At 71.5% G+C, this 20285-nt stretch carries 12 protein-coding genes and 1 tRNA gene; 3 read left to right on the plus strand and 10 right to left on the minus strand.

Features of this window, described 5'->3' with window-relative positions; genetic code table 11:
* Positions 1-13: 13 nt before the first annotated feature.
* A complete protein-coding gene (locus tag IFT36_RS02075) occupies positions 14-1213 on the plus strand; it encodes an aminotransferase class I/II-fold pyridoxal phosphate-dependent enzyme (protein WP_123571723.1) in 1200 nt (399 codons plus the stop codon).
* On the opposite strand, the gene IFT36_RS02080 is transcribed toward IFT36_RS02075, so the two are convergent.
* The 5 genes from IFT36_RS02080 to IFT36_RS02100 form a co-directional block, all read right to left on the minus strand.
* Positions 1199-2065 carry a carbon-nitrogen hydrolase family protein gene (locus IFT36_RS02080; RefSeq protein ID WP_200412310.1) on the minus strand — a complete coding sequence of 289 codons (867 nt, stop codon included), beginning with the start codon at positions 2063-2065 and terminating at the stop codon, positions 1199-1201. The two genes, IFT36_RS02075 and IFT36_RS02080, sit on opposite strands and share 15 nt — an antisense overlap.
* Positions 2062-3156 (minus strand): glycerate kinase, encoded by a 1095-nt coding sequence (locus tag IFT36_RS02085; RefSeq protein WP_200412311.1) that lies wholly within the window; start codon positions 3154-3156, stop codon positions 2062-2064. The genes IFT36_RS02080 and IFT36_RS02085 overlap by 4 nt, the downstream gene beginning before the upstream one ends.
* Before the next feature lie 103 nt (positions 3157-3259).
* A tRNA-Met gene (locus tag IFT36_RS02090) sits at positions 3260-3333 on the minus strand.
* Positions 3334-3469: 136 nt separating this feature from the next.
* A complete protein-coding gene (locus tag IFT36_RS02095; RefSeq protein WP_056049181.1) occupies positions 3470-6361 on the minus strand; it encodes a UPF0182 family membrane protein in 2892 nt (963 codons plus the stop codon).
* A gap of 154 nt (positions 6362-6515) precedes the next feature.
* Complete coding sequence (locus tag IFT36_RS02100; protein WP_123571541.1) at positions 6516-7628, minus strand: YlbL family protein; 1113 nt, start codon at positions 7626-7628, stop codon at positions 6516-6518.
* A 122-nt stretch (positions 7629-7750) separates the two neighbouring features.
* Here IFT36_RS02100 and IFT36_RS02105 point away from each other — a divergent pair, with 122 nt between their 5' ends.
* Positions 7751-9145 carry a zinc-dependent metalloprotease gene (locus tag IFT36_RS02105; RefSeq protein ID WP_123571542.1) on the plus strand — a complete coding sequence of 465 codons (1395 nt, stop codon included), beginning with the start codon at positions 7751-7753 and terminating at the stop codon, positions 9143-9145.
* Positions 9146-9188: 43 nt separating this feature from the next.
* On the opposite strand, the gene IFT36_RS02110 is transcribed toward IFT36_RS02105, so the two are convergent.
* The 3 genes from IFT36_RS02110 to nudC all read right to left on the minus strand — a co-directional run bounded on the left by IFT36_RS02110 (position 9189) and on the right by nudC (position 12599).
* A complete protein-coding gene (locus tag IFT36_RS02110; protein ID WP_200412312.1) occupies positions 9189-9701 on the minus strand; it encodes a hypothetical protein in 513 nt (170 codons plus the stop codon).
* A gap of 256 nt (positions 9702-9957) precedes the next feature.
* Positions 9958-11670, minus strand: coding sequence for an ATP-dependent helicase (locus IFT36_RS02115; RefSeq protein ID WP_200412313.1), 1713 nt, complete (start codon positions 11668-11670; stop codon positions 9958-9960).
* A complete protein-coding gene (gene nudC / locus IFT36_RS02120) occupies positions 11667-12599 on the minus strand; it encodes an NAD(+) diphosphatase (RefSeq protein ID WP_200412314.1) in 933 nt (310 codons plus the stop codon). Before nudC ends, IFT36_RS02115 begins: the two co-directional genes overlap by 4 nt.
* Positions 12600-12673: 74 nt before the next feature.
* Here nudC and IFT36_RS02125 point away from each other — a divergent pair, with 74 nt between their 5' ends.
* The gene (locus IFT36_RS02125) at positions 12674-13675 is read left to right on the plus strand and encodes a phosphotransferase (RefSeq protein ID WP_056048636.1); all 1002 of its coding nucleotides are present in this window, start codon (positions 12674-12676) and stop codon (positions 13673-13675) included.
* Here IFT36_RS02125 and IFT36_RS02130 read toward each other — a convergent pair.
* Together IFT36_RS02130 and IFT36_RS02135 are read right to left on the minus strand one after the other, a co-directional pair.
* A complete protein-coding gene (locus IFT36_RS02130) occupies positions 13666-17019 on the minus strand; it encodes a UvrD-helicase domain-containing protein (protein WP_374058364.1) in 3354 nt (1117 codons plus the stop codon). The two genes, IFT36_RS02125 and IFT36_RS02130, sit on opposite strands and share 10 nt — an antisense overlap.
* Positions 17016-20207 (minus strand): UrvD/REP family ATP-dependent DNA helicase, encoded by a 3192-nt coding sequence (locus IFT36_RS02135; RefSeq protein WP_200412315.1) that lies wholly within the window; start codon positions 20205-20207, stop codon positions 17016-17018. The genes IFT36_RS02130 and IFT36_RS02135 overlap by 4 nt, the downstream gene beginning before the upstream one ends.
* Between the last annotated feature and the right edge of the window lie 78 nt (positions 20208-20285).

Raw genomic sequence — 20285 nt, forward strand, 5'->3', positions numbered from 1 at the left:
CGGTGACGGGATCATGACTCCTCAAGCACCCTGGCAACGCGCGGCGAGCGGCGCCATGCTCCTCGACGCCGCCGGTCGACTCGCCCCGACCATCTTCGCCGAGATGTCGGCGCTCGCCACGGCGACGGACAGCATCAACCTCGGGCAGGGATACCCCGACGAGGACGGCCCGGTCGAGGTCCTCGAGGCGGCGCACGAGGCACTGCGCTCGGGCCTCAACCAGTACCCGCCGGGCCGGGGCATGCCCGTCCTCCTCGACGCCGTCGCCGCCCACCAGAGGCGGTTCTACGGCATCGACCTCGATCCGCGACGCGAGGTGCTCGTGACCGCGGGGGCGACCGAGGCGCTGGCGGCCACGATCCTGGCCTTCGTCGACCGCGGTGACGAGGTGGTGACGCTCGAGCCCTTCTACGATGCGTACGGAGCCGTCATCGGGCTCGCGGGCGGCGTCCACGTCACCGTCCCGCTCCGGGGTCCGGACTCGGTCGTCGACCCGGACGAACTCCGACGGGCCTTCGGACCGCGCACCCGCCTCGTCGTGCTGAACGACCCGCACAACCCCACGGGCAGCGTCCTCGACGACGCGACCAGGCGCCTCCTGCTCGAACTCGCCGTCGAGCACGACGCGCTCGTCGTCACCGACGAGGTCTACGAGCACCTGCTCTTCGACGGAGCGGCACACGTGCCGTTCGCCACTCTGCCCGGAGCGGCGGCCCGGACGATCAGCATCTCGTCGGGAGGCAAGACCTTCAACACGACGGGGTGGAAGATCGGCTGGCTGACCGGTCCGGCCGAACTCGTCGACCGCATCGTCGCCGTCAAGCAGTACCTGACCTTCGTGAACGGCTCGGTCTTCCAGCCCGCGATCGCCGTCGGACTCGGACTTCCCGACGCCTACTTCGACGGGATCGCTCGCACGCTGGCCCACAAGCGAGACGTGCTGTCGGACGGGCTGCGTCGGGCCGGCTTCGCGGTGCGCGCGAGCCGCGGCTCGTACTTCGTGGTCGCCGACGCCGCTCCGCTGGGGTTCGACGACGCGGCCGAGCTCTGCCGGCGCCTCCCGGAATCGGTCGGAGTCGTCGGGTTGCCGATCAGCGCCTTCTGCCACCCGGCGCTCGCCGCCGAGCAGTCGTCCCTCGTCCGCTTCGCCTTCTGCAAGCGCGTCGAGGTGCTCGAGCAGGCCGCGGCCCGACTCGCGTCACTCTCGGTCTGAGCGCTCCGTGGAGATCTCGCCGGCCCCCACGCGGCGCGGGACCACGTCGTACCGACGCAGGGCCAGGGACGGGTTCAGGCGCCGCACGGCGGCGATCCGGTCGGCCGAGACCCCGGCCACTGCCATGACGTCGACCTCGTCCCCGACTGAGGCGACGGCCACGCCCGTCGGGTCGACGATCGTGCTGCAGCCCACGCCGATCGGCGGTGCGTGGTCCGCGGCGGCCACGTACACGGTGTTCTCGAGCGCACGAGCGGTCAGGAGGGTCGTCCAGTGGTGCTGCTTGAGCGGACCGCGCACCCATTCGGCCGGCATCAGGACGACGTCGGCCCCGGCGTCGACGAGCGTCCGCGTGACCTCGGGGAACCGCAGGTCGTAGCAGGTCTGCAGACCGAAGACGAGCCCGCCGACCTCGAAGGTCGCGGCGACGGCCAACGGGCCCGGCACGATCCACCGGGACTCCTGCCCACCGAATGCGTCGTACAGGTGCTGCTTCGAGTAGCGGGCGACGACGCCCCGACCGGGCGCCACGGCCACGAGCAGGTTCTCGAACCGGGCCGGGTCGGGCGAGACGGCGACGAGGCCGGCGACGACCACGACGCCGAGCCGGTCGACCAGCGCGGTCAGGTGGCGCACGAAGGGCCCGTCCGTGGGTTCCGCGGCCTCGAGGTACGCCGGGCCCAGGTCGGGAGAGAAATACGACGAGTACTCGGGGAAGACGACCACCTGTGCTCCGCGGCGGACCGCCTCCTCGGCGAGGTCCGTGATGGTCCGCCGGTTGCGCGCCGGGTCGTCGCCGGGCGCGGTCTGCACGACCGCGACGACGACCTCGGGCGTCCTGCCGGCGCTCATCGCGCCCACCGCCCCGCCACCAGGGCGGCGGCCTCGCCCACCCAGTAGGAGGCGCGGGTCGCGGACTCGGCGACGCCCCCGGCCACCTGCGTGGTCGAGACGACGTCCGCGAAGCCGTCCGCAGGCGCGTCGACCGCACCGGCGACGAGGACGACCGGTACTCCGACGGCGTCGGCCATCCGACGCACGAGCGACACGGTCTTCCCGGCGGCGGTCTGACCGTCGAACGATCCTTCTCCCGTGACGACGACGTCACCGTGGGCCAGGGCCTCGGCGAGACGGACCGTCTCGGCGACGGCGACCGCTCCGGGTTGCAGACGGGCACCCCAGGCGAGCAGACCGAAACCCGTTCCTCCTGCGGCCCCGGCCCCGGGCGTCGTGGGATCGACGTCGACGAGGCTCGCGAAACGCTCGAGACCCTGCTCGAGTGCGAGGACGTCGTCGACGGAGGCACCCTTCTGCGGCCCGAACACGGCCGCGGCACCGTCGGGACCGAGCAGGGGGCTGTCGACGTCGACCAACAGGGTGACGCCGTCGGGCGGGAGGGCGATGAGACCCGACAGATCGACCCGGGCGGCTGTCGTGAGGCCATGGTTGCCCGAGGCGACGGGCTCCCCCAGGGAATCCACGATGCGGGCACCGAGGATCGTCAGAGCGCCCGCTCCCCCGTCCGTCGACGCGCTGCCTCCGAGGCCGACGACGAGTCGGGTGGCTCCGGCGTCGACGGCCGCACGGATGACGCCACCCAGGCCGCGGGTGTTCGCGTCGTGCGGCGCAGGCGAGCTCAGCAGGCCGAGCCCGCAGGACGAGGCGAGCTCGACGACGGCCGTGCCGTCGGGCAGCGTGAGCCAGGGGGCGTCGACCCGGCGGCCGTCAGGGCCCTCCACGACGCTCTCGTGGCGAACGCTCCCGGGGCACGCCCGCTCGAACGCGTCGAGGGTGCCCTCGCCACCGTCCGCCAAGGGCAGGGTGACGACGACGTCGTCCGGCCGTGATCGTGACCAGCCGGCGGCGAGTGCTGCCGCCACCTCTGGTGCGCCGAGGGTTCCCTTGAACGAATCGGGCGCGATGACCACCCGGAGTCTCGACATGCCTCAACCTTGGCATGATCGGCGGCCGGGGCACAGACCCGATCACGCGCACGAGGACACGAAGAAGGCCCCGGTCATTCGACCGGGGCCTTCTTCGTTCTTGTTGCGGGGGCAGGATTTGAACCTACGACCTCTGGGTTATGAGCCCAGCGAGCTACCGAACTGCTCCACCCCGCGGCACAAGAGATGACTCTAGCACGCCGTTCGGCCCCCGTCCAATCGGGCCACCGGAAGAGGCACCCACGACGCCTGATCGACGACGAACCCCCCTCCCGGCATGCCGGAAGGGGGGTCGACGTCACACCGGTCGGGCCTACTGACCGCTGGCGGCGACCGCGTCCTCGAGGGCGGTCTGGAGGCGCGTGTCGGCTTCCGCCGCCGCGACCAGGTCGTTGTCGGCATAGGCCGCGGCACGGTCGGTCAGGGCCTGCTGAGCGTCGGCCAGGGCCTGGTCGAGCGCCGCGTTGTCGGTACCCGATCCGGTGCCGCCGGTGTCGGGGGTCGCCGTGCCACCGTCGGTCGCTCCGTCGCCGGTGCCGGTGCCCGTGCCGTCGGTCCCGTCACCCGTGGTCGGCACGCCGTTGTCTCCGGCGGTCGCACCCGAGTTGCCACCGAACAGCGAGTCGAGGGCGCCGTCGAGGGTGTCCTCGAAGGCGATCTTGTCTCCGAACGAGACCAGGATGCGCTGCAGGACCGGGTACGACGTCTCGGAGTTCGACTTCACGTAGATCGGCTGGACGTAGAGCAGACCACCGCCGACCGGCAGGGTCAGCAGGTTGCCTCGGACGACGCTCGTGTCACCCCGGGTGAGGAGAGCGAGCTGGTTGGCCACGGCCGTGTCGGTGTTGAAGTTGTTCTGCACCTGTCCGGGACCGGGCAGCGTGTCGGTGCGCGGCAGGGCCAGCAGCGTCAGCTTGCCGTAGTCCGACGAGATCTCGCCCGGCGTCGACCCGGCATCGGCATTCGCCGCGAGATAGCCCGTCAGCACGTTCCGGGCGTTCTCACCCGACTGTTGCGGGATGTACGTCGAGTAGATCGAGAACGCAGGGTCTTGATCGGGCAGCTGCAGCGTCAGGTAGTACGGAGGCTGCAACGGCGGGTTCTGGGCGTTGCTCGTCGGCTCGTTGGGCGTGACCCACGCGTCGTCGCTCGAGTAGAACGAGTCGGCGTCCGTCACGTGGTACGTGCCGAGGATCGCCCGCTGCACCTTGAACATGTCCTGCGGATAGCGGACGTGCTGGAGCAGTTCGGCCGACATGTCGCTCAGCGGCGACAGGGTGGAGGGGAAGATCTTGTCGTAGGTCTGCAGGATCGGGTCGCTGGTGTCCCACGCGTAGAGCTTGACCGAGCCGTCGTACGCGTCGACCGTGGCCTTGACCGAGTTGCGGATGTAGTTGATGTTGTTCGAGGCGTACACCGGGCGGTCGTTGTACGTGTCGGCGATCGCGTCGGACAACGCCTGCGGCTTCGAGTACGGGTACTCGTTGGTCGTGGTGTAGCCGTCGACGATCCAGACGACCTTGCCGTCGACGACGGAGGGGTACGGCGCGCTGTCGATGGTGAGGTAGGGAGCGACCTTCTGGACGCGCTCGGTGGGGTCACGGTCGTAGAGGATCTGCGACTGGTCGTTCACCGCGTCGGACAGGAAGATCTGCTCGGACTGGAACTTGATGGCGTAGATGAGCTTCTTGAAGACGTTGTCGAGCTTGGGCCCACCGTCGCCCTCGAAGGTCGTCGTCTCGTTGGTGCCGTTGTCGTTGCTGCCCGACGGGTAGTCGAGCTCGATGTCGTTGCCGCCGTCGCCACCCACGATCGAGTAGGTGGGCGACTCCTGGCCGAAGTAGATTCGCGGTTCGTAGTCGCCGGCGTCGCCGAGGGCACCCGTCACCGGGATGCCGGACTCGAGGAAGACCGGCTGGCCGTCCGCCGACCGCTGGTTGCCGTAGGCCGCCACCACGCCGTAGCCGTGCGTGTAGACGAAGGTCGTGTTGTAGGGGGTCGCCGAGTTGCCGAGCTGCGAGGTGTTCAGCTCGCGCACGGCGATGACGGTGTCCTGCACGTTGCCGTCGATCGTGTACCGGTCGACCGCGAGCTGCTCGGGGAAGCTGTAGTACTGGCGGTACTGCTGCAGCTGGGCGAAGGCGTCGGTCACGAGAGCGGGGTCGATGATGCGGATGTTCGCGGTGGTGACGGCGTCACCGGCCAGGGCACCGGCCTCGGCGTCGGACTTCGCATCGTAGGTCTGCTCTTCGACGTCGGCCACGCCGTACGCCTCACGCGTCGCCTGGATGTTGCGCTCGATGTACGGCGACTCGACCGTCCGCTCGCTGGGCTCGACCGTGAAGCGCTGGACGATCCAGGGGTAGATGCCCCCGACGATGATGCTGATGATGATGAGCGCGGCCGTACCGATGACCGGGAGGCGCCAGCGGCCGACGATCGCGGTCACGATGAACAGGACGGCCACGACCACGGCGATCCCGGCCAGGATCTGCTTGCCGGGGATGCCCGCGTTGACGTCGGTGTACGTGGCACCCGTGAGGAGCTTGTTCGTTCCGTCGGACAGGGTCGCGTACTGGTCGAGCCAGAGGCTCACGCCCTGGAGGAGCAGGTAGACGGCGGCCGTGACGGCCAACTGGATGCGCGCGACCTTCGAGATGCGCACTTCGCGACCGGTGAAGCGCAGGGCACCGTAGAGGTAGCTGGTCGCGACGGCGGCGATGCCGGCGATGAGCACGACGGCCGAGGCGAAGCCGACCACGGCCTGGTAGAGCGGCAGCTCGAAGACGTAGAACCCGATGTCGAGCCCGAACTGCGCGTCGGTCTGACCGAAGGGGGTGCGGTTGATCCACTCGAGGACGGTCTGCCACTGCGTCGACGTGGCGATGCCGGCGAAGAGGCCGAGGACGGCGGGGACGCCGATGACGACGGCCCGACGCAGGGGCTCGATGACCTGCTGGTAGCGGTCGAGCTGAGAGTTCAACTTGGCGTACACCGGCCGGAACCGGAAGGCCACCTCGATGCTGACGTACACCGGCACCGCCATGGCCACGAAGCCCACCGCGAACATCACGAGGCGGGAGATCCACTGTGTCGTGAGCACTCCCGTGAACCCGAGCTGCTGGTACCAGAGGTAGTCGGTCAGCAGCGACGAGAAGATGAAGAAGGCGATGACCAGGGCGGCGAGGACGGCCACCGTGACCAGGACGGGCAATCGGGGCGAGCGTCGTGCGGTTCGCGACGATGCGGGTGACGTCAAGGGTGGACTCCTGGCTGACGGGGACGTGGACGGCCATCCTACGTGTCGAGCCTGGCCGACCCAGCGTCCCCTTCTCAGCTTTGCGCGGGCTGCACGAACGCTATCGACCGGCCGTGCAGGTGGCCAGGGACGACGTGTCGCCGCCGTCCGCGACCGTCTCGAGCGCCGTTACCGCATCGTCCAACGTGGCGACCGAGTAGACGTCCAGCCCGGAGGGCACGTTCCCGACGACCTCGGAACAGTTCGTAGACGGTGCCAGGAAGACGGTCGCCCCGGCGTCGCGAGCGCCGTAGAGCTTCTGTCGGATGCCGCCGATGGCACCCACCTCGCCCGAGGCCGTGATCGTGCCCGTGCCCGCGACCTTCGCGCCGCCGGTGAGCTCGCCGGGTGTCGTCTTGTCGATGATGCCGAGCGCGAACATCATGCCGGCACTCGGTCCGCCGACCTGGTCGAGCTTGAGCGTGACGTCGAAGGGGTACGTGTAGTCCACGCTGACCCCGACGCCGAGGAGCGGCGTGCCGTCGACTTCTTGCGGGGTGACCTGCTCGGTCATGCTCGTCCCCGCGCGTTCGAGGACCACCTCCGCCGGCGTCGACGCCCCGTTCGCCGCCACCAGGCCGCGGAGGACGTCCACGTCCGCATCGGTGGCGAGACTGGTGCCGTTGACGCTGACCAGGACGTCTCCCTCGCGCAGGACGCCCTCGGCAGGGCTCCCCTCGGAGACCTGGCTGACGGTCACGGCGCTGGGGACGGCGTATCCCTCGTGGATCAGCGCCGCGGCGATCGCGGACTTCTGGGAGTTCTGCATGTCGACGGCGTTCTGTTCGTCGACCTGGTCGTTCGACACCCCCGACGGGTACACGGCCTCGACCGGGATGACCGAACGGCTACGGTCCGCCCACGCGCGGACGACGTCGACCCAGCCCGGCCGGACGTCCTGGTTGCCCTGCACGCTCACGGTCAGCAGGTCGAGGGTGCCCGCGGTGGGGTAGGTCTCGTGGCCCGACACGGTGATCAGGGGTTGGGACGAACCCTCGTACTCGGCACTGCCCAGGGTGTCGAACACGGGGCCGGGCTGTTCGATCAGGTAGGGCCCCGGGAGGAGGCTCAGGACCACGGCCGAGACGACGGCGACACCCAGGAGGGGCCAGCCGAACCTGCTCGCTCGGCGTGCTGACGAGGGGGCGGTGCGCGGGGGCGTGAAGAAGGCCACGGAGGGTCCTTTCGGGATCGGCCGGGGAGGCGCGGGTCGCGTTCGCCACGAGCGGAGCGACGCCCCCGGAGCGGTGGCCGAATCCCAGGATCTTCGTGCGGCCAGCAGCTAGCGTAGTCAGCATGACCGATGATTCGCCGCGCGGGCCTGAGGACGAGTTCCGTGACATGCTGCGGCAGTTCCTGTCCGGCGGTTCCGAGATCGATCCGTCGCAGCTCGCCGGGGCCGCCGGGCTGCCCGACGACCCGGCCTTCGTGGCGCGACTCATGAGTCAGCTGCAGAACGCCGTCAACAGCAGCGGTGACGGCATCGACTGGTCGATCGCCACCGAACAGGCGACCGCCGTGGGCGCCCAGAGCGCCGTCGTGCCGACCGCGGCCGAGACCGCCGCCCTCGAGCAGGCCTTCCACGTCGCCGCGCTGTGGCTCGACGACGTCACGTTCGTGGCCGAGCTCACCGCCACGCCCCGCCTCGTGACCCGCGCCGAGTGGGCCCGGCTCACCATGCCCGTGTGGAGCCAGCTCGCCGAGCCCGTGGCCACGTCGATCGCCGACTCCCTGACCGGCGTGCTCAGCGAGCAGGCTCCCGAAGAGATGCGCTCGATGCTCGCCGGGGCCAGCCAGGTCATGCGCAGCGTCGGCGGCACGCTCTTCGCCATGCAGCTCGGACAGGTCGTCGGCCAGCTCTCGACCGAGGTCGTGTCCGGCGGCGACGTCGGCATCCCGCTCCTCGACGAGCAGCAGGCGGCGCTGCTCCCCCAGAACGTCGCCGCCTTCGGCGAGGGCCTCGACATCGAGGCCGACCAGGTACAGCTCTACCTGGCGGTCCGCGAACTCGCGCACGCCCGCCTGTTCCGGCACGCCCGATGGCTGCGCCTGCACCTCATCTCGTCCATCCGAGAGTTCGCCCAGGGCATCCGCATCGACACCTCCCGGCTCGAAGAACTCGCGGTGGACTTCGATCCCTCGAACCCCGGCGAACTCCAGGAAGCCATGAAGAGCGGGGCCCTCATCCCCCCGAAGACCGACGAGCAGCTCGCCGCCCTCGCCCGGCTCGAGACCACCCTGGCCCTGATCGAGGGCTGGGTCGACGTGGTGACCGCCCAGGCCACGGCGCGCCTCCCGAAGTCCGCGGCGATCGCCGAGACGGTCCGCCGCCGCCGGGCCGCCGGCGGACCTGCCGAGTCGGCCTTCTCCACCCTGGTCGGCCTCGAACTGCGGCCGCGGCGCCTCCGCGAGGCGGCCGTCCTCTGGCAGACCGTGACCGACGCCGTCGGTGCCGAGCGCCGAGACGACCTCTGGTCGCACCCGGACATCGTGCCCACCAGCGCCGACGTCGACGACCCGCAGGCCCTCGTGGCCCGCCTGACGTCGGACGTGCCCACCTTCGACGACGTCGACCAGGCGATCCAGGACCTGCTCGACGACACGACCGACGACCGCCCCCGCGAGGGGGACGACGGCTCGGCGACCGAGCCCGGCGAGTCCGGGCCCGACCAGGACGCCCCCCGGTCCTGACGGACACCGTCACCGGGGCCCGGGCGGACCTGTGGACAACTCCTCATCCGCCCCGGCCCCACGACATGATCGGACGATGCCCCTCGTCCTCGATCCCCGCATCCCCGTCGTCTGGCGCGATCCGTCGACCCTCCAGGTCGGCGTCGACCGCCCCACGCTCGTCCTGAGTCCGGTCAGCAGGCTCGACGAGCGGGTGGTCGCGGCCCTCGCCGCGGGGCACGGCGCGGGGGGCCTGCCCACCCTCGTCGCCCACCTCGGCCTGGATCGCGCCGCGGTCGAAGCCTCCGTCGAGCGCCTGCGACCCGCGCTGGGCGGCGACACCCGGTCGGTCGTCCCGCCGACCGTCGTCGTCGGCGGGCCGGGCCCCGTCGCCGATGCCGTCGCGCGCCTCCTCGGCTCCTGCGGTGCCGACGTCCGACGGGCCGACGCCGACCTGGCTCCGCCGCGGCACGCCACGGGCGTCCTGGTCGGCGGGCACGTGCTCGACCCCGGGGTCGTCCGAGAGTGGGTGAGGTCCGACCTGACGCACCTCGTCGTACGCGTGGGCGATCGTCACGCGCGGATCGGCCCCGTGACGGTGCCCGGTTCGACGGCCTGCGCCCGGTGTCTCGACCTCCACGCCGGCGAGGCCGACCGTGCCTGGCCCGCGATCGCCGGTCAGCTGAGCGCCCGTCCCCTCACCGCGCCTCCGCTGCTGTCCGTCCATGAGGTCGCCACGAGAGCCGCCCGCCGGCTGTGGTCCCGTCTGACCGGCGCGGACGGCGCCCCCGAGGACTCCGAGGTCGAGTCGATCTCGATCGCCGACGGGCTGGTCACTCGCGCGGACGTGCCGCCGCACCCGGAGTGCGGGTGCGCAGCTCTTCCACGAACCGGCTCACCCGCCGTTCGCCGCCGCGCCCCTGCCCCGAGCGACTCCACGACAACCGGAGCCGCTCACGCGCCCTCGTGACGCCGACGTACAAGAGGCGGCGCTCCTCGTCGATCGCCGCGTCGTCCTTCGCGTAGCTGATCGGGACGAGGCCCTCGCTGAGGCCGATCAGGTAGACGCTGCGCCATTCGAGGCCCTTCGCGGAGTGCAACGTCGCCAGGGTGACCGCGGCCATGGTCGGCTCGTGCTGACCGGCCTGGCGGGCGAAGAGCTCGTCGACGAACTGGCGGAGGGTCGTCCCGGGGGGTGATGCCTCGGCCAGGCCCATGATCGTGTTCAAGGACTCCCAGCGGTCGCGGATCGCGCCTCTCTGGTCGGGTGCGTCCTGGGTCCAGCCGAGCGACCGGAGGACGTCGCTGACGGTCTTGAAGAGCGGCTCGCCAACGATGCTCACCGCCGCGCCCTTCATCATCATCAGGGCCTCTTTCACCTCACGGAGCTCGAAGAAGCGCGTCGCGCCGTGGATGCGGGTCGACACGCCGACGTCGGCGAGTGCGCGCTCGATCGCCGCCGCCTGGACGTTGACCCGGTACAGCACCGCGATCTCCTCCGGCGCGACTCCCGACCGGATCTCGTCGGCGATGGTCTCGGCGATGCCCCTAGCCTCGGCCGAATCGCTGGCGTACTCGGTCACGGGCGGCACCGGGCCCGTCGTCTCGACGGCCGGGTGGAGGTGCAGGGCACCCGGACGGCCCCGCATGAGTTGGTTCGCCGTGTCGACGATCTGCCGCGACGAGCGGTAGTTCTGCTCGAGACGGACGACCGTGGCGTCGTCATATCGTGAACCGAACCCGAGCAGGTAGTCCGAGGACGCACCCGCGAACGAGTAGATGGTCTGACTGGCGTCGCCGACCACGCAGAGGTCGTTCCGGCCGCCGAGCCACAGGTCGAGCAGGTCCTGCTGGAGGGGCGAGACGTCCTGGTACTCGTCGACGACGAAGAAGCGGTACTGCTCGTGCACCTGTTGGGCCACCCGCGGCTCGAGCTCGAGCATGCCGACCGTCGCGAGCAGGACGTCCTCGAAGTCGAGCTGTCGCCGTTCGTCCTTGACGGCCTCGTAGGCACGGTGCAGGTCGACGGCTTTCTCGACGCTGATGGCCGGCGGCAACGACCTGCTCGGCAACGCCTCGGCATAGTCCTCGAGGGTGAGCCGAGAGACCTTCCGCCACTCGATCTCGGCCGCGAGGTCGCGCAACGCCGCCGTGTCGATCTTGAGCCTCAGGGACTCGGCGGCGTGGGCGAGCGCCTTGGCCTTGCTGTCGAGGAGCCGCGGCATCTGACCACCCATGGTCTGCGGCCAGAAGTACGACAGCTGGGACAGGGCCGAGGCGTGGAAGGTCCGTGCAGAGACTCCCCCGGCGCCCAGGTGACGCAGACGGCCGCGCAGTTCGGCGGCCGCGCGTGAGGTGAAGGTGAGCGCCATGACGCGGTTGGGGGCGTACACGCCGGTGGCGACCCCGTAGGCGATGCGATGGGTGATGGCACGGGTCTTGCCCGTACCGGCACCCGCGAGGAGGCACACGGGGCCGAGCAGTTTCGACGCCGCACGGCGCTGCTGTTCGTCGAGCCCCGCGATCAGGTCGGCGGCCTCGGTCACTGGTCGATCTCGCCGCCGAACCAGTCCTCGATGATCGCCCGGGCGATGGACGTCCGTCCGGGCAGGACGATCTCGCCCAGGCCGGCGACCAGGTCGTCACGACTGAACCAGCGCAGGTCGAGGATCTCGGCCCCGTCAGGCGTGAGCATCCCCGGGTCGTCGGCGTCGACCTCGGCCCGGAAGCCGAGCATGAGGCTCGCCGGGAACGGCCACGGTTGCGAGCCCACGTATCGAGGCGACACGACGTTGATGCCGGACTCCTCGAAGATCTCGCGCTGCACCGCGTGCTCGAGGGACTCGCCGGGCTCGACGAAGCCGGCGAGCAACGAGTACCGGTTCTGCTCCCACAGGGCGTTCGAGCCGAGCAGGAGTCGGTCGTCCGCGTCGGTGACGCCGACGATGATCGCAGGATCGGTCCGGGGGAAGACCTCGTGGCCGTCGTCCGGGTCGCGACGGACCCAGCCCGCCTTGTCGGTGACCAGGCGGCGGCCGGTGCGCGGCGAGAACCGGTGCGAGTCGTGCCAGTTCGCCACGGCGACGGCCTCGACGGCGAGGCCCGCGTCCCGGTCACTCAACGCCGTTCCCGAGACGCGAGGACTGCCCCAGGCGGAGTCGTCGGACGAGAGCGACCGCGCGCGCTCGTCGTCGAGCAGCGCAGCGAGGAGGGGTGTGCCCACCGGCTCGACGGCGGAGGGGTCCTTCGAGACACCGAGGTAGACGTAGTCGTCGGCGGCCGGCACCGCGGCAGCCGGCAGGAGCGCGAGGGAATCCGGGGAGGCCATCAACGTCCGCCCCCGCCAGACCGGGAGCACACGGGTCACCTCCGACGCGAGCAGTTCGTCGACGACTCCGTCACGCTCACGGGTGAGGTAGTCCCGGTCGACCTGGTGTCGGGACAGCGGGAGCCGGGACGTGAGAGGCGAGGACATCGGACGACCAATCATCGCGAGTTGACAGCGTGGCGCACGGCAGGGCATCGCGTGCGGCGGCCTACCCTGAGGGCATGGCCAGATCTCATCTCACTCTAGCCGCGCTGGCCACGGCCGCCGTCGCGGACCTGGACGTCACGCGTGCGTCACGCCACGGCAGCGAGACGGGCGGCGACTTCGACTCCGCACTCGTCGACGGCCGTGGCGGAGAGCACTGCATCGTCCGCGTCCCTCGCTCGCAACGGGCCGAGGCCGAGCAGTCGGCCGATCTCGTCGCCCTCCGTGCCCTGAGCGCAGGCGTCCGAGGGCGGCTCTCGTTCGACGTGCCGGCCTACCGGGGTCAGGCCCCGATCGGCCGCACTCGCGGCATCGTCTACGACGTCGTCCCCGGCGAGCACCTGTCGATCTCGCGACTGACCGCCACCAGCGACCTCCCGACGGCACTCGGCCGTGCCGTGGCGGCGATCCACTCGCTGCCGACGAGCTTCGTGACCGACGCCGGGCTGATCAGTCACACCCCGTTCGAGGCCATGCGCTCGTCGGCGGCCTTGGTCGATCGTGCGGCCTCGACCCGCCTCCTGCCGGCCGCGCTGCTCGAGCGATGGGAAGCCGCGATCCAGGACTCGGTGCTGTGGCAGTTCCAGCCCACGGTCGTCAACGGCTCCCTCGACGCCGGTTCGGTGCTCGTCCTCGGCGACACGGTCAGCGGTGTGCTCGGCTGGCACGACCTCCAGGTCGGTGACCCCGCCCGTGACCTCGCCTGGTTGCTGGGTGCCCCGAGCCCGACGGCGGTCGACACGGCGTTCGACGCCTACAACACCGCTCGCGGCACGAGCGACCACCAGCTGCGGCACCGGGCGACCCTCTACCGCGAACTCGACCTGGCGAAGTGGCTGCTGCACGGCACCGGCACCAAGAACACGTCGGTGGTCGACGACGCCGTCGAGATGATGACGAAGCTGGTCGACTCCTTGCCCGGTGACCGACGGGCCGGCATCGGCTCGGGCTCGACCGCGGCCTTGGACGTGGACGGCGTCGAGGACCTGCTCGAGGCCACCGAGCGCCGTCACGTCTGAGTCGACGCCTCGACCCGCTGCCAGAGTTCGACGAGCTCGTCGCGGTCGGCCACGTGCCGGGGCCGCAGCACCACGTCGTCGGCGACGAAGTAGAAGACCGCGTCGATCGTGTCCGCCGGGACACCCCTGAATCGCGCGTAGGCCTCGCGGTAGAGCGCCAGCTGGAGCTGCTTGAGCTCGAGGTCGGCGTCGTCGGTGGGTGCCTTGCCCGTCTTCCAGTCGACGACCTCGAACCGGCCGTCGCGTTCGAAGACGGCATCGATCTTGCAGATGACGGTGCGACTGCCGAGGGGGAGGTGGATCTCGAGCTCGACGTCCGTCGGTTCGAGAGACGCCCAGGCCGAGCGCTCGAAGGTCGTCACCAGCTGCTCGAACCGCCTCGCGTCGTCGGGATCGATCGGCCCCGACCCGGGTGAGCCGACCCGCTCGTCGTCGAGATCGCTCTCGTCACCCCAGGCGTCGAGGGTCTCGGCACGACCCGTCGGCCGGAAGCGCTCTTCGACCCACTCGTGGAACAGCGTGCCGAGGCGGGTCGCCCGGTAGGGCCGTTCGGGCAGGGGACGACGGAGCGCGGCGGCGACCGCGGCGGGGTCGTCGACGTAGTCCTTGAACCTCGAGGCCGGGATGCGCTGGGGAAGGGGGACCGCCCCGGCGCCCGCTCGCGCGGCGTCGCGCTCGAGCAGCAGCAGGTCGATGTCGGACGACCATCTCGACGCGGTGCCTGGCTGCTGCGTGTCGGCGGGCTCGTCTCGTGAGCGCCGGTCGACGGCCGTGGTGACCCGTGCAGCGGCGTCCTCGACCACCGCGCGGCGTTGCCCCAAGGGGTCGAGCGGCCAGCTGAGCTCTCGGGATGCGGCGGCCAGGGGGTTCTCGTCGTCGTCGGGTCGTTCGGGGAGGTCACCGGTCGGCACGAGCCCACGCTCGGCCAATTCGACGACGAACCGGCTGGCAGGGCGGGGGCGGACGGCACTCGTCCAGAAGGAGCCGCTCACGAGCAGGGCGTCTCGGGCCCGGGTGAGTGCGACGTAGGCCAGCCGCCGTTCCTCGGCCTGGTGCCGGACGACCAACTCGTCCTTGAACGCCTTCAGCGCTTGGTCGAACTCCTTCTGGTCGGCCACGCCCCGCCAGCCGAGCACGGGCAGCTCGGCGGCATCGCCGCGGAACTCGTACGGCAGTTCGCCGAAACCGAGCCACCCCACGCCTTCGCGGGAGGTGCCGGGCAACTCGCCCTCGACGAGTCGTGGCACCGCGACGACGTCCCACTCGAGCCCCTTGGAGCCGTGGATGGTCAGGAGTTGGACGGTGCCCCGCTCGGCCTGCTCGGACCGCGGACCCATGTCGTCACGCCGCTCGGCGGCTGCCAGCCACGACAGGAAGCCTCCGAGGCCGGCGTTCTCGTCGGTCGCGACGTACCCTGCCAGTTCGTCTTCGAAGGCTTGCAGCCACGCGCCCCCCGACGGCGCGCCGGTGGCCGCCGCCACCTCGACGTCGAGCAGCATCTCGTGCTCGACCAGCGTGACCAGGTCGACGAGATCGAGACCGGTGCGGGCCCGGAGGAAGGCGAGCTGCGAGCCGAGCCGCCTCAGGCGGACGAGCCCCTCGTCACTGAACTCGGAGAGCTGCCGATGCGTGACGGGCGCCGTGGCCACGAAGTCGAGGGCGTCGACGATCGACCCGTGCTCACCCGCGGCGACCGACGCCCGGAACCCGGCGGCGACCTCGTCGTCGAGGCGCTGTTGGGCGTGGTCGTGCGAGAAGAGCCACGAGGCGACGTCGCGCAACCGGGCGATGTCTCGAACGCCGATCCGCCATCGGGCACCGGCCATCAGACGGATGGCCTCGGAACCGGCCGACGGGTCGTGCAGCACCCGGAGGCAGGACACGAGGTCGACGACCTCGGGCCGCTGCAGGAGACCACCGACGCCGAGCACGTGGTACCTGACGCCGCGAGCGGCGAGGGCCTCGACGAAGACGGGCATGGTCTTCTTCGATCGGAAGAGCAACGCCGCCGTTCGGCGGGCGGGCTCGCCGTCGACGATCGTGGGCACGGCCAGCTCGCTCTGCAGCCAGGCCGCGACCTGGTCGGCCTCGCCCGGCAGCGTCTGGTCGAAGAGCAGTTCGACGCGCCCCTCGGGCGCACCCGGCCGGGCTCGCAGCTCGCCCACGACCGCCCCGGAGGACCGCGCGAGTTCGGCCACGACGGTGTTCGCGGCGTCGAGCACTCGTGACGCGTTGCGCCAGCTGGTCGAGAGGCTGAACACCGCATCGGGCCGGGCTCCGAAGTCCACCGGGAACCGTCCGAGGTTCGCGGCGCTGGCACCCCGGAACCCGTAGATGGACTGGTGGGGGTCCCCGACCGCCATCACCCCGGTGCCCTCGAAGAGGCGGGACAACAAGGTGGTCTGCACGACGCTGGTGTCCTGGTACTCGTCGAGCAACACGACGCGGTAGCGGTCGCGCAACTCGGCCACGACGTTCGGCGCCGTGTCGCACACCTCGAGGGCCAGGGCCACCTGGTCGGAGTACTCGACGAGGCCCCGACGGGCCTTCTCGTCGGCGAAGGCCACGGCTAGGTCGAGCAGCGGCGGGAGCGCCGACACCGCGCCGACGGCGTCGACGACCGACTTGTAGGCGCTGCCCTTGGTCGACGGAAGACTCGCGAGGTCGAGGAACCGGTCGGCCAGGTGTGCCACGGGCTCGGGCCCGGTGACGTTCTCGCTGAGGGCGTGGCTCAGGCGGAGGACGGCCTCGGTGATGCCGTCGACGCTTCGACCGAGCCCCGCGAGGCGCTCGTCGTGGCTGCCCACGACGAGTGAGCGTGCCAGTTGCCAGGCGGACGCATCGCCGAGCACCTGCGACTCGCTCTCTCGACCGACCCGCAGGGCGTTGTCGCGGAAGATCGCGTTGGCGAAGGCGTTGTAGGTCGAGACGGTGGGCACGTCGAAGGGATCGGCCTCGTCGCCGAGCAGTCCGACGGCGGCGAGCTGGCCGATGCGCCGCTCGATCCGCTCACCGAGTTCGCCGGCGGCCTTGCGGGTGAAGGTCAGGCCGAGCACCTGCGAGACGCCGACGAGACGGTTGGCCAGCAGCCACACCACGCGGTTGGCCATGGTCTCGGTCTTGCCGCTGCCGGCGCCCGCGACGACCAGGGCGGGTTCGAGAGGGGCCTCGATGACGGCTTGCTGCTCGGGGGTCGGCGTGGGGAGCCCGAGCGCCTCGGATATCTCGGCTGCTCTGAGCCGGGACGAGGAGGCGCGCGTCGTGCCGTCGACGCCACGACCGTCCACCCCGTCACGCGTGCCCGCGGCGCCACCCCCGTCGGCGGCGCGGCCTCCGGCCGTCACGAGCCGCTCACCTCGCCCACCACGTGGATGCGGCACGATCCGCCGTGCCGCCCTTCGCAGTGGTCGTCGAGGCGGGCCACGAACACCCGGCCCGCCATGTGCTCGGCCGCGTCGACGACTCGGGCACGGAAGGCCGCGAGTCGGTCGCCGTCGAACGCCCCCTGGGCGGGCTCCCGGTAGAGCTTGCCCCGGACGCCCGACGACACGATCACGAGCTTCGCCCCGCCGGGAGGTGTGCCCTCGGGCACGGCCTCGACGGCACCATCGGCGAGGGCGACCTGGTAGCTGCCCAGCTGGGGGTGTTCGGCGACGGCCTGGGGCGACGTCGGGGCCGACCGGCCCGTCTTGAGGTCGACGATCACGGCGGCGCCCTCGCGGGTGCGCTCCACCCTGTCGATGGACCCGCGCAGACGCGCCGGCCCGATGTCGAGGCTGAAGGTGGACTCGGCGCCGAGCAGGCTCCCGCCCGACGCCTCGAAGTCCCGCAGGTAGGAGGAGAGGCTCTCGGTCATGTCGCGCGCCCGGCGTTTCTCGGCCTCTGCGATCCAGGCCGACTCGAACTCGAGCTCGGGCCAGCGCCCCTCGACGGACTGCCAGAGCGAGTCGACGTCGGTGCCCTCGGCGTGCTCCATCACGTCGTGCAGCACCGTGCCGAGACCCATCGCCGCGTTGGGAGGGGACCCGCCGAACCGGTCGACGAACCAGTGCAGGGGGCACTCCTCGAACGACCCGAGTTGCGACGGCGAGACCGGCACGTGGGCCTCGGGAGCCTCCAGGTCGATGAGCGGCTCGACGGTGCTCGGGTCGAGCAACCCGTACCAGTCGTCCGGCGACGCCCCCGCCACGCCTTCGCCGGCGAGTCGGGCCAACGCGTCGACCGCGTCGTCGGCCCGTGGTCCGTGAGGCGACGAGACGAGCACGTGACGGAGGTGCCCCACGAGTCCTCGAAGCGACAGGGGGTGCCCGGTGGGTGCCTCGGGGCAGCCGTCGGGCAGCAGCCGGAAGAACGGCGAGGGCCCCTCGTCGTCGTTCGAGGTGCAGGAGAGCACGACCTGTCGGGTGGCCCGCGACACGGTGAGGGCGAACATGCGTAGTTCGTCGGACAGAACTGTGGCCCGCGCGTCGGAGGGGGCTGCCGGCTCGTCCTCGTGGTCGTCGACCGGACCACCGCGGAGCAGGCCGCGCTCGGCGAGGTCGACCAGCTCGTCGGGGGCGAGCAGGCCGCCCCGGACCCGGAGGTTCGGCCACACGCCGTCCTGCAGCCGAGCGGCGACGACCACGTCGACCTCGATGCCCACGGCGTTCGACGGCGAGCACACCAGCACGGTCTCGGCCGTCGCCTGCGGCGAGAGGGTGTCCTCGGGTACCTCGGCCCCGAGCAGCGAGTCGAGGAAGGCACCGGCGGGTGCCTCGGGGGTGCGTTCGACGAAGCGCTTGGCGGCCGTGAACAGGGCGACGACACCGTCGAGGTGACGGTCGGCCTCGGCGGCGACGATGCCGCGACCGTCGCTCTGGGCCGACCACTCGGCCGCGAGTCCGCTGCGCTCCCAGAGGCCCCAGAGCACCTCTTCGATGCTCGCGCCGGTCGCGGCTGCACGGCGGGCCGCGTCGAGACTGGTCGAGAAACGCCCGGCTCGGGCCGCGAACCTCGAGTCGATCGTGACGAAGCGACCGGCCCCCTCGAGCGCCTCGACGAGCAGGTCGTCGGCCGAGCGGACGCCGCCCGTGCCGAGCTCGTCGGCTCGCAGGGCGAGCCTCAGGCGTCGGAGCGACAACGCGTCGAAGCCGGCGAGCGGCCCCAGCAGCAGCTCGGTCGCGAGCTCGACGGTGAGCTCGTCGCGACCGACGGCGACGGCGGCGGCGAGCAGCAGGTGGCGGGCCGCGTGTTCGTCGCGCACCGCGCGTCCGGCGACGGAGGTGCGGGTCGGGACCTCGGCGAGCTGCAGCCCCCGGGCGACTCCGGCCACCTGTCCACCGCTGCGGACGACCACCATCATGCGCGACCACGGCACCCTGCGGACCAGGTGGTGCTCGCGCAGCAGGCGGGCCACCGACGCCACTTCGTGGCTCGGACTGTCGGCCCGGACGGTCACGATCGGGACCGCCACGGAGTCCGCCGCTCCCCCGGCCTCGGAGGGCTCGAGCGCCGGAGCCGCCACCGCGGCGTGCTGGCGCCCGGCACCGGCCGTCCCGATGCGCGACGTGACCCGCTGCACGAGATCACGCAACGGAGGCTGGTGCCGATGGGCCGTCGAGAGGTACAGGGTCTCGACGTCGGACAGGCCGAGCCGAGGGCCGAGACGACCGAGCACGTCGGGCGTGCCCCCGCGGAATGCGCTGGTGGACAGGTCGGGGTCGCCGAACGCGACCACGGCGACACCCCGCCGCGTCAGGGCGCGGAGCAGCGCCAGGGTCGACTCGGTCGCTTCTTGCGCGTCGTCGACGAGGACGACCCTCAGCCCCTCGACGACCGGGGAGGTCTCGCCGCGGTCGAGGGCGGCGACGGCGTAGTCGACCAGGTCCGCCGAGTCGAGGTGCCGCCCCCGTGCGGCGTCGAGGACGCTCAGGTACTCGTCGCGGAAGTCGGCCACCGCCGCCCATTCGGGCCGGTCGGCCCTCTCGGCGGCTCGTCGGAGCCCCTCGGACCCGATGCGGTGCTCGGTCGACCGCATGAGGACTTCGCGCAGTTCGGTGCGGAAGCCGCGGAGTCGACGAACGGTCGGGCCGAGCCCCTCGGGCCAGGACGGGCCCGTGCCGTCGACCTCGTGCCCCTCGAGGAGGGAACGGACGATGCTGTCCTGGTCGCCGCCCGTCAGCAGGGTCGGCGTGGGCAGGCCGACGAGCCGCGCCGCATGGCCGACCACGTCGAATGCCAGGGACGAGACGGTGCGGGCCAGGGGCCCCGGGGTCGGCACGGTGAGCCTCGACGCGATGACGTCACGGAGCGTCGTCGCCGTAGAGCGCGTCGGTGCGAGCACCATGACGGCGGCCGGACCCCAACCGCGCCTTTCGACGCGGTCGACCACGAACTCGACGAGCGTGCGGGTCTTGCCCGAGCCCGGGGCACCCAGGACCGCGGCCGACCGCCCGTCGGCCAGGTCGAGCACGGCCCGCTGCGAGTCGTCGAGCACCGGCGGCACCGAGGCTCGGGCCGGACTCGAGAGGGGCGGTGAGACGGTCGAGGCCATGTCCCGACGCTACCGGCTGGCACCGACATCGAGGTCGGTCGCGTGGACCGTCGACGGCCCGACGGGCCACCCCGTGTG

It is taken from the genome of Frigoribacterium sp. CFBP 13605, from assembly GCF_014839405.1.
In the GTDB taxonomy this organism is placed as follows: domain Bacteria; phylum Actinomycetota; class Actinomycetes; order Actinomycetales; family Microbacteriaceae; genus Frigoribacterium.